This is a genomic window from Methylophaga sp. (assembly GCF_965655755.1).
In the GTDB taxonomy this organism is placed as follows: domain Bacteria; phylum Pseudomonadota; class Gammaproteobacteria; order Nitrosococcales; family Methylophagaceae; genus Methylophaga.
The window spans coordinates 20,368-33,174 of the sequence record NZ_CBFHHW010000029.1; the positions used below are offsets into that span (position 1 = coordinate 20,368).

A 12,807-nucleotide genomic window follows, 5' to 3' on the forward strand; every position below is an offset into this window, starting at 1 on the left:
TGCAAATAGCCAATACTGTCTTTGAATCATGATGGTTCCGCTGTTCTCTGAGTCGCTAAAGCAACGCGTTTTAATCCCGTTTGCTTAATGAGCATTAATACAGATTGAAGCTCTTCTACAGCTAGATTTGCATCAGCTTTGACAAGTAAACGCAGTGCCTGTTTATCCATTGCAGCGTTATATTTTTCAGTGATCCTGGATGCCAGCTCATCACGACTGATAATTTCTTGCTCAAACGCAATGGTTCCGTCGGTTGCTACTAGGATCAGCAGAGGCTCTTGAGCATCCTGCTTATCACTGGAAGAATTCGGGGGTTGCACGTTGATCGGATCAGACTGACTGATATGTCCTGCGACCATAAAGAAAATCAACATCAAAAAGACGATGTTAATCAATGGAATGAGATTATCATCCTGATTAGGCTTTTTATGCTGAATGGACTGGCCGAGCTTCATTAGTTCACACCAGACAATGTCACTGAGTTCGCTCCAGCCCGTTTTAATGTGTCTAGTAAAGAAACCATACTCTGCGTTCGTATGCCCGCCTCGACCTCAATCACATAAATTGCCTCATTGTCATTAGCAACAAGCCGTGAGACTGCTTCAAAGTTCGCAGACGAAAACTTTCGACCTTGAAAAATAAAATCGCCATCATCACTGATTAGTTTGATAAATCGCTGTGATTTTATTTCTGTCTCACCTTCACTCGGTGCCGAAATATCAATCTGCCGCCATTGAATAAATGTCGATGACAACATAAAAAACAACAGCAAAATAAACACCACATCGATTAGCGGTGTCAGACTAATAGCGCGGCGATGTACTGGTTGTTCAGTGTTAAGCAGCATGACGAATTGGCGCATTCTCATGTGCAGATTCGACAGCCCGGGCTGAAGTAAATACCCGGGTTACGGTATCGTTCATTAATGCCGCTACGCGTTCAACTTTCCGTTCCATCCAGTTGTGTGCCATGACCACTGGAATCGCCACAGCAAGACCGACAGCCGTAGTTAATAATGCCTGCCAGATTCCCCCGGATAAGACAGAAGGATCGACCTGATTACCTGCGGCTTCCATTTGTTGGAAAGCAATAATCATCCCCAACACAGTGCCAAGCAAACCCAGTAATGGACTCAATGTAGCTATTACTTCAAGCGGTCTTAAATAGGCACGCAGTTGGTTTAGGCGTAATGTAGCTATTCTGTCGAGCTCTTCTTTAAGTGTATCCAGTTCAATATGGGCATTATTCAGGCCTTGCATGGCCAGTTGAATCAATTCATCCACTGGCCTTTTTCGCTTCAACAACGCTAGCGCTTGATTGGTATCACCCTGTTTCCAGAAATTAATCACTTTTTCAAGGTGTCCCGATGACTCCGGTCGAGTCTGTAGAAACTGCCCTATTTTGATTAAAACAATCGCCAGTGCAATAATGGATAGTACCGTCAGGATCCAGACAACCGGTCCACCTACCTGCATAAACTCCTGTAACTTCGATATCAATAAATCAGAGGTGACATCAGCATTATTTGTCGTTATATCGGTCGGTGCAGTTAACGATTCAGGAATACCCTGGCTATTAATAATTTCATTTTCTATTTCTGGATCCACACAATCACTCCATTAGTTTAACGTTAATGATAATGCTTCTTGTTTAGCTTATCAAGAACTTTCTGTATCACAAATAGGTGTGGTAAACGCGTTTTCCTGTACCAGCAGTATGCAAAGACGTGTATAAAGACCAGCTAAAGTAGCTCAAACAATGACAGACAAAAAAAAGCCCCGAACAAAAGTCCAGGGCTTTTTTTATACTTCATTTAATAAGGAATTAGCTTTCGCTTACTTCCTCATTAACAGCTTTCATACTGAGACGGATACGGCCTTGGCGATCCACTTCCAGTACTTTAACCTGAATTACATCACCTTCTGACAGTTTATCGCTCACGTTTTCGACACGCTCATCAGAAATTTGTGAGATATGAACCAAGCCGTCTTTACCCGGCAGAATGGTAACAAATGCACCGAAGTCCATCAGTTTAGCCACACGGCCTTCGTAGATTTTGCCAACTTCAACTTCTGCTGTGATGTCTTCAACCCGACGTAATGCCGCCTGACCAGCGTTATAGTCAGAAGAGAAAATCATTACTGTACCATCGTCTTGAATATCGATAGTGGCACCAGTTTCTTCGGTAATGGCACGGATAGTTGCACCCCCCTTACCAATAACGTCACGAATTTTATCTGCATGGATCTTGATTGTAATGATACGCGGTGCAAATTCAGACATCTCGGTACGGTGAGTTGAAATCACTGCATTCATTTTTTCAAGAATGTGGATGCGGCCATCACGAGCTTGCGCCAGAGCAGTACGCATGATTTCTTCATTGATACCTTCAATCTTGATATCCATTTGTAGCGCAGTAACACCTTTTTCAGTACCCGCCACTTTAAAGTCCATATCACCAAGGTGATCTTCGTCACCCAGAATATCGGTCAATACAGCGTAACCGTTATCTTCTTTAATAAGACCCATCGCGATACCGGCAACAGGAGCTTTAATTGGTACACCTGCATCCATCAACGCCAGACTGGTACCACATACAGAAGCCATTGAACTCGAACCGTTTGATTCTGTGATTTCAGAAACGACACGAACCACATACGGGAATTCTTCAGCAGTAGGCATGACAGCAGCAATACCGCGTTTTGCCAGTTTACCGTGGCCAATTTCACGACGCTTGGGTGAACCAACAAAACCGGTTTCGCCTACGCAGAATGGAGGAAAGTTATAATGCAGCATGAAACGATCACGGTATTCGCCTTCAACCGCATCAATCATTTGTGAATCACGTTCGGCACCGAGGGTAGCAACAACGATAGCCTGCGTTTCACCACGCGTGAATAATGCAGAGCCATGAACACGCGGTAGAACTGTTGTTTCAACAAAGATAGGACGGACACTACTGGTATCACGACCATCGATACGTGGCTCACCGGCAATGATTTTGCCACGAACCAGTTCTTTCTCAAGCTTGGCAAAAACACCTTTTACTTGCTCTTCAGTCAGTTCCGACTCTTCTGTTACTAATGCTTCTACAGTTTCGTTACGAACAACGCTCAGTTGATCCTGACGCGCGAGTTTATCACTGATGCCATAAGCTGACTGAATACCTGCATAGGCTTTTTCTTTAACCGCATCATACAAAGTTTCATCTTTTTCTGGCGCAGACCAATCCCAAGCGGGTTTACCGGCTTCGTCTTGCAACTCTTGAACCAGTTTAATGGCAGTCTGGATTTGTTGATGACCAAACATAACAGAACCCAACATAACTTCCTCTGGCAGTTCAGACGCTTCTGACTCAACCATCAGAACAGCACTTTCAGTACCGGCAACAACCAAATCCAATGCGCTGTTTTCAAGCACTGATTTACTCGGATTCAATACATAGTTGCCATCCACATAACCTACGCGTGCGCCAGCCAGTGGGCCGTTAAAAGGCATTCCTGAAATGGCTAGTGCAGCAGAAGCACCGATCATAGCCGGGATATCAGGATCAATTTCAGGATCCAAAGCAACGACCGTTGCAATTACCTGAACTTCATTAACAAAGCCTTTCGGAAATAAAGGACGCAGAGGACGATCAATCAGACGTGATGTCAGCGTCTCTTTTTCACTCGGACGGCCTTCACGTTTGAAAAAGCCACCCGGTATTTTACCGGCAGAGTATGTGCGCTCTTGGTAGTTGACTGTCAGAGGGAAAAAATCTTGGCCTGGGTTCGCCTCTTTTTTACCCACAACTGTTACTAAGACTGATGTTTCACCAAGACTGGCAATTACAGCACCACCTGCTTGACGCGCGATTTTGCCGGTTTCAAGACTTAACGTGTGCTCACCGTACTGAACTGTCTTTTTTACTGAGTTCACTCTTTTTATCCTTCTCTTTTACTGATTATCAATTACGGACCTATTCCACAATTGATTTTAACTTCACAAATTTAGAAACGAAAATGCCCCTGAAACTTTAAGCTTCAGGGGCATATTCAAATTACAGATCCTGTCCCCGGGACATCGGGAGAGGTTCGTAAAATATAGTCGGTCATTAGACTCAACTTAGCGACGCAGACCTAATTCAGCAATCAGGGCACGGTAACGTTCGATATCTGTTTTTTTCAGGTAGTCGAGCATTTTCCGGCGGCTGCTGACCATTTTTAACAAACCTTGACGTGAGTGATGATCATGAATATTGGTTTTAAAATGGTCTGACAGATTCGTAATACGGGCCGTCAATAAAGCAACTTGGACTTCAGCGGAACCAGTATCACCTTCTGAACGCGCATGTTTGCTGATAATTTCTTTCTTTTGTTCTGCAGAAATAGACATCTAAATACTCCAACTTTCTTGCAGCCTTTGGCCGCTAGTTAAATTCTGAACTGACCCAGCATGTAAAAACCGGAACAGCCAACCTTTTATGAGCTGCGAATTTTACCGACTTTCCTGCTTATAGACAAGAAAATCTTAGCTTGTCGCAGCGACAAATAAACGCTTTGGCTTGACAACACCATCTGGTGTCATTTCCCCCAAACCGAGGAACTGCATTGTCGGATCAAACAACCGCACATTTGCGCATTGGTATGTTTGCTCCACCTGAACCGCCTGCCCAAAACTTAATTGCTTACAGCCTGCCTCATCCAGCATCACTGATGGCCATTCAGGCAAGGCATTTTCAGCCGCCGACAGTTGTTGATCGAGGTCATCTAGACCACCTTGTTCGTGACATTGTTTTAATGCATCTAAAGAAACAGCATCGCTTAGCGAAAAGCCGGCAACCGCGGTACGTCTTAACATGGTGACGTGTCCACCCGTATTGAGTGCGTGACTGATATCTTCGACTAACGTACGAATGTATGTCCCTTTGCTACAGTGCACCGATAAAGTAAAACTCGCCGCATCAAAATCAATTAAAGTAATGTCGTAAATCGTAATTCGTCGTGATTTACGCTCGATCTCAATCCCTTGTCTCGCCAGTTTGTATAAAGGCTGACCCTGATGTTTCAACGCTGAAAACATCGGTGGAACCTGATCCTGCTCACCAATAAAATCAGTAAGGAGAGTGCTTAGTTGGTTTTCATCGAACTCTGGGATTTCATGTTCTGTGACGATATTACCATCGGCGTCACCACTATCTGTGGTCACACCCAATTTACAGGTAACAACGTATTGTTTATCCGCATCAAGTAAGTAACCCGACAATTTGGTAGCCTCTCCAAGACATACCGGTAAGAGACCACTGGCTAAAGGATCCAGACTACCTGTATGGCCCGCTTTATTAGCATCGAACAGGCGTTTTACTTGCTGAAGGATATGATTGGAACTGTGTCCGGTCGGTTTGTCTATCACCAGTATCCCGGTAATATCACGCCCTTTTTTACGTCTTGCCATCAGATTGACTCGATATTAATCGTCGTCCTGACGTGACTGGTTAGCCTTTGCAATAAGCTCATCCATACGGAAACCGTTTTCCAGGGTTTTGTCATAAACAAACTTAAGTTCAGGAATATTACGCAGTTTAACCCGTCCTGCAAGACCACGACGTAAATAACCTGAGGCACTATTCAATCCCTCAAGACATTCTTTGACGTCTTGTTCAGACTCAAAGCCATTGAAACGTGTCACATACACTTTGGCGTATTTAAGATCGGAAGTCACATCTACATGTGACACAGTCACCATGCCAACACGTGGGTCAGCGATCTCACGCTGAAGCATCAGCGCGAGTTCTCGCATGACGACTTCGCCGAAGCGATTAGAACGACTATATTCTCTGGCCATTACAGTGTTGGATTAACCTGAACGCGTTCAAAGACTTCAATTTGATCGCCTGCTTTAACGTCTTTGTAGTTCTTAACACCAATACCACATTCTGTACCGGAGTTAACTTCGTTGACATCATCTTTAAAACGACGCAATGATTCCAGCTCCCCTTCGTAAACAACAACGTTGTCACGCAGAACACGAATCGGACTACTACGTCGCACCACACCTTCAGTGACCAAACAACCGGCGATATCACCAAACTTGGGTGAACTAAACACGTCATCAACACGCGCCAGACCTATGATTTCATCTTTGAAAACAGGTTCAAGCATGCCAGTCATTGCTTTCGTCACTACATCCAGCAAATCATAAATGATGCTGAAGTATTGGACATCCAGACCTTTCTCGGCAATTACTTTACGCGCTGCGTTATCAGCACGAACATTAAAGCCAATCAGAATGGCTTGTGAAGCAGCTGCTAGTTGGGCATCGGTTTCGTTAATACCACCAACGCCTGAGCCAACAACACGTACTTTAACCATGTCTGTAGATAATTTCTGCAGCCCTTGGCTGACCGCTTCAACAGAACCATGTACATCACCTTTGATGACAACATTCAGGGTCTTAACATCCCCCTCTTCCATCTTATTGAACATTTCATCAAGTTTGGCAGCCTGTTGCTGAGCCATTTTCTGCTCACGTGCTTTCGTTTGACGGAAATTCGCGATTTCACGCGCAGTTTTATCATCCGGTGCTGCTTGTAACTCATCGCCTGAAGCTGGTGTACCTGACAGACCTAATAGCTCGACAGGGGTTGACGGACCGGCGCTATTAAGTTGCTCGCCTTTTTCATTAAACATGGCACGGACACGACCATATTCCTGACCCACCACCACGATATCGCCTTTATTAAGCGTGCCTTGTTGAACCAGAACCGTTACAACGGTACCTCGACCTTTATCAAGACGCGCTTCAATAACCGTTCCATGGGCAGGACCTTGTTCAGGTGCTGTTAACTCCATAACCTCGGCTTGTAATGAAATCGCCTCAAGCAAGTCTTCAACACCTTCACCAGTTAATGCCGACACAGGAATGAACTGTACATCGCCGCCCCAATCTTCTGGGATAACTTCGTGATTTGCCAGCTCCTGTTTTACACGATCAGGGTTGGCCTCAGGTTTATCCATCTTGTTTACAGCAACAATCACAATCGACTCGGCTGCTTTGGCATGCTGAATCGCTTCAATTGTTTGTGGCATGACACCATCATCGGCAGCGACAACCAGAATAACGATATCAGTCACTTTAGCGCCGCGTGAACGCATTTCAGTAAAGGCAGCATGGCCTGGAGTATCCAGGAATGCAATTTCACCACGGCTGGTTTGTACTTTATATGCACCAATGTGCTGCGTAATCCCACCGGCTTCACCAGTCGTTACTTTGGTTGTTCGGATATAGTCCAGCAACGATGTTTTACCATGGTCAACGTGCCCCATAACAGTGACAACAGGTGCACGAACAACTGCTTCACCCAGTACATCGTCTGATACTTTCAGTGCCTGTTCGACTTCGTTTTCATGAATCGTTTTAGCAATGTGCCCCATTTCTTCAACGACAATCACGGCAGTATCTTGATCCAGAACCTGATTGATGGTTGCCATGCTTCCTAGGCCCATCAGTGCCTTGATGACTTCACCGGCCTTAACAGACATACGCTGTGCAAGATCAGAGACGCTGATCGTCTCCGGCACACTAACTTCATGCACAACCGGCGCCGTTGGTTTTGAGAAACCATGCTCCTGATCTTTAAGTGCAACCTTGGAAACGGGGCCACCACCTTTTTTCTTCTTACGACGTCCAGACTTGCCTTCACTGACGTGCAACTCTTTACGTTCAAAATCATCGCCGCCTTTGCGTCCGCGACGAGACGTTTTGTCTTTGTTATGTTTTGCTTCAGCATCTTTCGTTTTACGCACACCGGCTTTTTGCTCTTTCGCCTGAACCTCAGCCGCATCGGCTTTGGCTTTTTCACGCGCTTTTTCTAATGCTTCTTCCTCTTCACGCGCTTTTTTCTTAGCTTCGAGTGCTTTTTCAGCATCTATACGTGCAAGATTAGCAGCGCGACGTCTGGCATCGGCCTCTTCCAACTTTTTGTGAGCCAACTGCGATTGTGTGAGTTCACTTTCTTCTTTTTTCTTGGCTTTAGAAGCTGGTTTTTTATTTTTAGACTCCGCTTCGATGGCTTTTTTCTCTTCTTCAGCTGCTTTGTCTGCTTCTTCCGCCGCCAATCTTTCAGCTTCTACAGCTGCTGCTACGGCAGCAGCTTCTTCTTCAGCCTCTTGTTTACGGCGGGTTTCATCATCTAGCTGCTGTTTGCGTTTATTCTCTTCCTGCAAACGAAGCTCTTCCTGGCGTGCTACTTCAGCTGCTTGCTCTTCCGCTGCTTTTTGCTTGAGCAATTCAGCTGCAGCCGCAGCATCTTCAGTTTCACTACGTTTCACATAAGTGCGCTTTTTGCGTACTTCAACACTAACGCTTTTTCCACCTCGCGTAGCACCACCCAGCTTGATTTCACTGACCGATTTACGTTTCAAGGTGATTTTCTTAGGCGACGAAGCCGTGCTGTCCGCCCCCTTACCGTGACGTTGTTGTAAAAACTTCAGCAAGGTTTGCTTTTGATCTTCTGTGATCAAATCTTCTGGCTTGGAGACGCTTATCCCCGCTTCGTTCAACTGGTCGACTAGACGCTCAGCTGTTATTCCGACTGTGCCAGCCAGGTCCTTAACCCTTATGTCACTCATTGGTTACTCCCCTGCATCTGTTTGTTCGTTTTCAAACCACGATTCTCTGGCTTTCATGATTAACGCTGCTGCTTCCTCATCATTCATGCCCCCAATTTCGACCAGCTCATCAACAGCTAGGTCTGCGAGGTCATCCAGTGTGGTCACGCTCTTGCTAGACAATGTCAGCGCTAGGTCTTTATTCATACCTTCCATATCAAGCAACTCTTGAGTGGGTTCGGCTGATTCCAGTTGCTCTTCACTTGCAATAGCACGCGTCAGCAGCACATCACGTGCTCTTGAACGGAGCTCCGCAACAATGTCCGCATCAAATTCTTCTATATCCAACATTTCCTGTTCAGGCACGTAAGCCACTTCTTCCAGGGAGGAAAACCCCTCCTGTGCCAGAATCAAGGCGACATCTTCGTCAACATCCAGATCTTTCATAAAATCTTGAATCAACTCACCGATTTCAGATTCAGCTTTCTTATCTGCATCGGATGATGACATCACATTCAATTCCCACCCGGTCAACTGACTGGCGAGGCGAACGTTTTGGCCACTACGACCAATCGCCTGTGATAGCTGACTGTCTTCAACCGCAATATCCATGCTGTGAGCATCTTCATCAACAACAATAGATAATACTTCGGCTGGTGCCATTGCATTAATTGCAAAGCGTGCGACGTCCTCATCCCAGAGAATAATATCAACGCGTTCACCGCCTAATTCATTGGTTACAGCCTGAACGCGTGAACCACGCATACCGACACAAGCACCTACCGGATCAATGCGTGACTCCATGGCTAAAACGGCAATCTTGGCGCGCAGTCCCGGGTCACGGGCTGCACCTTTAATCTCTATCATGCCGTCACTAATCTCAGGTACTTCCAATGTGAACAGTTCAATTAACAGTTCCGGTGTAATACGACTTACTATCAGTTGTGGCCCGCGACCTTCAGGCCTGATCTCTTTCAGGTAACCACGAATACGGTCACCCGCGCGGAAGCTTTCACGAGGAATCATTTCTTCACGCGGTAAAAAGGCTTCAGCATTACCACCCAAATCTAGCGTAACGTTACCACGATCAACACGCTTCACTGTGCCGTGAATCATTTGGCCGACTTTTTCGCGATACATCTCCACAACTTGTGCGCGTTCTGCTTCACGAACCTTTTGAACAATCACTTGTTTTGCGGTTTGTGCAGCGATACGACCAAACTCGACGGATTCCATTGGTTCCTGGATATATCCACCGACTTCAGCATCTGATTGTTTTTTCAGGGCGTCACTGAGTCTGATATGTGTTTCATCTGACTCAAAGATCTCTTCGTCATCATCTTCGACGATTAACCATTGACGGAAAGTTTCATACTCACCGGTTACACGGTCGATTTGAACATGTGCATCTATGGCCATGTCATAGCGTTTGCGGGTGGCCATTGCCAACGCCGCTTCAATTGCCTGAAAAATGACTTCTTTGCTCACGCCCTTTTCATTAGACATGGCATCGACAACCAATAAAATTTCTTTGTTATTCATCACGCCCCCAGTGGATTTCGTAGCTGACTAATCCAACCCAAACTCAATCTATTATTAACCGTTAATAATACGCTTTTTTTAGGCAACAAGTCTCGCCTTGGCTAACTTTGCCAGAGGTAAGGCATAGACCTCACCATCCACTTCTATTAATATTTCGCCTTCGCTGAACCCTTGTAGTTCACCTGTAAAATTTCTTCTTCCCTGCACCGGTAGCTTCATTGAGATCTTTGCTTGAGCACCAGTAAAGCGCTCAAAATCTCTTGCTTTGAACAGTGGCCGATCAAAGCCCGGCGATGACACTTCCAGCAAGTAAGCACTGCGAATAGGTTCTTCAACGTCCAGTACGCCACTTACCTGATGACTGACTTTTTCACAGTCTTCAATAGTAATGCCCTGTTCTGCATCGATATAGATCCGTAGGATCGCATCGGGCCCGCCCTGAATGTACTCTACACCTACGAGCTCGTAGCCGAGAGACTCTATCGGCGCCTCAATTAAATGTTCAACTTGATCTGTTATCGCCATAGCTTTGTCATCAAGCCTTACGGCTTAAATCGAATCTCCAGAAAAACAAAAACCCCATAAAAGGGGCCCGGAATTTCAAAAGTTGTTGGCGGTCAATCTCACCGCTTAGTCACAAGCATCAAGCCAACGGCAATTTTTCCTGCCATCTTTTAATGCTTCCAGAAAGCGATGAATAATAACAGATAACCATTCAAAACGGCAAGATCAATGATGGTTATATTTTTGTGTCGGCCTCAAATGGTCAGATGAAAAAAACATTTTCATGACTAGAACATTCCACTTCTCGTAAAACATCTAATTCAATGGGGAGATAAAAGGGTAAAACAATCCATGCTAAAGTGAAATCAACCTCTCTCAACCGATCATATTAGTGCAATTACCTATAATAATTTGCTACGCCATAATTGCATTTGAACAATACAAAATTCATTACACTTTTTATCCGTTTGTTTAATTTCGATTCTCAATGAGAGTCAAACTAAGGTCAAATAAAAAGTATAGTCAAATAAATCATCATCTTCATTTTATCATTTGCAAGCTATCAATCGCTTCCGAAAAGATCACGGGTATAGACTTTGTCGGCCACATCTCGAATCTGCTCAACCATGCGATTGGCAATAATGACACTGCTTTGTGCTTTAAACTCATCAAAGTCACGAATGACTTTTGAATTGAAAAACGTATCATCTTCAAGTACAGGTTCGTAAATTATTACCTCGACCCCTTTTGCCTTGATACGCTTCATAATGCCCTGGATAGAAGAAGCCCGGAAATTATCAGAGCCTGACTTCATAATTAAGCGATAAATACCCACCACCTGAGGTTTCAGCTTCAGTATGCATGAGGCCACATGATCTTTACGGGTAGTGTTAGCATCAACGATAGCATTAATAATATTATTTGGAACATCACTGTAGTTGGCCAACAGCTGTTTAGTGTCTTTAGGCAAACAATAACCGCCATATCCGAAAGAGGGATTATTGTAATGGTCTCCGATACGCGGATCTAAACACACACCTTTGATGATCTGCCTCGTATCGATGCCATTGATTTCAGCATAACTATCTAGTTCGTTAAAGTAAGCCACTCGCATCGCAAGATACGTATTAGAAAACAGCTTGACGGCTTCTGCTTCAGTAGACTCAGTAAAAAGCACATCAATATCGGTTTTTATCGCACCCTGGACAAGCAGTTTGGCAAACGTTTTAGCCCGTTCTGAGTCTTCCCCTAGAATAATACGCGAAGGATAGAGGTTGTCATATAATGCCTTGCCCTCACGCAAAAATTCTGGTGAGAAAATAATATTCTCACATTTCAACTCTTGTTTTATTTTTTTAGTATAGCCAACTGGAACTGTCGACTTGATGATCATGACCGCTGAGGGATTGATCTCCATGACATCTCTAATAACAGCTTCTACCGAACTGGTATTGAAATAATTGGTTTCCGGATCATAATCAGTGGGCGTGGCAATCACCACATAGTTTGCCCCCACATAAGCCTGTTTTTTGTCTAACGTTGCGATTAAGTCAAGATTCTTATTGACCAAAAAATCCGCTATCTCGGGATCTGATATGGGTGACGATTTATCATTAATCAGTGCAACTTTATCATTAAGGACATCCAGAGCCACAACTTCGTTGTGCTGTGCTAACAAAACCGCATTCGAGAGCCCAACATACCCAGTGCCTGCTATCGCTATTTTCATGGAGTCCTTTATCTTCTGTCCTTCATTAGAAGTGTTAGAAGAATTACCAAAGACCGACTCAAGAGCAGAAAACAAAGATTGTGATTTTTATCCGCATCTTGTTTTGATGAGATATGAAATCTTCGCAAATCCGTTAAATCGTCTTCGGTTTTTCTTCAGTTTTGGACATCGTAGTTGGTTGTTATTACAGATTTATTTCCCTACTGTTAAAGTTTTTTGATTTTCGATAATGTAGATAAGTAATTATGAGGTGTTACACAAACGTTCTCTTGGTACTTGCTCATGAAATATATGACATTCAAGTTGAATCAATTTTTTACAACTAGCAATTTAATCAGAGTTTTATAGTGAATGGGTAAGACAAGGTAAGGTTGTGAAGAGACTTAAAGCATTAATGAGCGCAGCGTAAATATTAGAGTCAATAATTTTAGAAAAGCTAAG

Annotated in this window: 11 protein-coding genes; all 11 read right to left on the minus strand. The window is 44.3% G+C overall.

Annotation, left to right across the window (positions count from 1 at the left end):
- Positions 1-26 precede the first annotated feature (26 nt).
- Entirely contained in the window at positions 27-455 is a 429-nt protein-coding gene (locus tag ACTF5U_RS09965; protein WP_438971480.1) for an ExbD/TolR family protein, read from the minus strand.
- Positions 455-847: an ExbD/TolR family protein gene (locus tag ACTF5U_RS09970; protein ID WP_438971481.1), complete on the minus strand. Its 393-nt coding sequence runs from the start codon at positions 845-847 to the stop codon at positions 455-457. The genes ACTF5U_RS09965 and ACTF5U_RS09970 overlap by 1 nt, the downstream gene beginning before the upstream one ends.
- A complete protein-coding gene (locus ACTF5U_RS09975) occupies positions 837-1,607 on the minus strand; it encodes a MotA/TolQ/ExbB proton channel family protein (RefSeq protein WP_438971482.1) in 771 nt (256 codons plus the stop codon). The genes ACTF5U_RS09970 and ACTF5U_RS09975 overlap by 11 nt, the downstream gene beginning before the upstream one ends.
- Positions 1,608-1,824: 217 nt before the next feature.
- On the minus strand, positions 1,825-3,921 hold the full coding sequence (pnp, locus tag ACTF5U_RS09980) for a polyribonucleotide nucleotidyltransferase (RefSeq protein WP_438971483.1): 2,097 nt from the start codon (positions 3,919-3,921) through the stop codon (positions 1,825-1,827).
- Positions 3,922-4,107: 186 nt separating this feature from the next.
- Positions 4,108-4,377, minus strand: a complete 270-nt coding sequence (gene rpsO / locus ACTF5U_RS09985; RefSeq protein ID WP_438971484.1) for a 30S ribosomal protein S15 — start codon at positions 4,375-4,377, stop codon at positions 4,108-4,110.
- Between the two features lie 135 nt (positions 4,378-4,512).
- On the minus strand, positions 4,513-5,436 hold the full coding sequence (gene truB / locus ACTF5U_RS09990; protein ID WP_438971485.1) for a tRNA pseudouridine(55) synthase TruB: 924 nt from the start codon (positions 5,434-5,436) through the stop codon (positions 4,513-4,515).
- 15 nt (positions 5,437-5,451) lie between these two features.
- Complete coding sequence (gene rbfA, locus ACTF5U_RS09995) at positions 5,452-5,826, minus strand: 30S ribosome-binding factor RbfA (RefSeq protein WP_438971486.1); 375 nt, start codon at positions 5,824-5,826, stop codon at positions 5,452-5,454.
- A complete protein-coding gene (gene infB / locus ACTF5U_RS10000) occupies positions 5,826-8,612 on the minus strand; it encodes a translation initiation factor IF-2 (RefSeq protein WP_438971487.1) in 2,787 nt (928 codons plus the stop codon). Before infB ends, rbfA begins: the two co-directional genes overlap by 1 nt.
- 3 nt (positions 8,613-8,615) lie before the next feature.
- Positions 8,616-10,133, minus strand: coding sequence for a transcription termination factor NusA (gene nusA, locus ACTF5U_RS10005; protein ID WP_438971488.1), 1,518 nt, complete (start codon positions 10,131-10,133; stop codon positions 8,616-8,618).
- 78 nt (positions 10,134-10,211) lie between these two features.
- Positions 10,212-10,658: a ribosome maturation factor RimP gene (gene rimP / locus ACTF5U_RS10010; RefSeq protein WP_438971489.1), complete on the minus strand. Its 447-nt coding sequence runs from the start codon at positions 10,656-10,658 to the stop codon at positions 10,212-10,214.
- Positions 10,659-11,199: 541 nt separating this feature from the next.
- The gene (locus ACTF5U_RS10015; protein ID WP_438971490.1) at positions 11,200-12,366 is read right to left on the minus strand and encodes a nucleotide sugar dehydrogenase; all 1,167 of its coding nucleotides are present in this window, start codon (positions 12,364-12,366) and stop codon (positions 11,200-11,202) included.
- Positions 12,367-12,807: the final 441 nt, after the last annotated feature.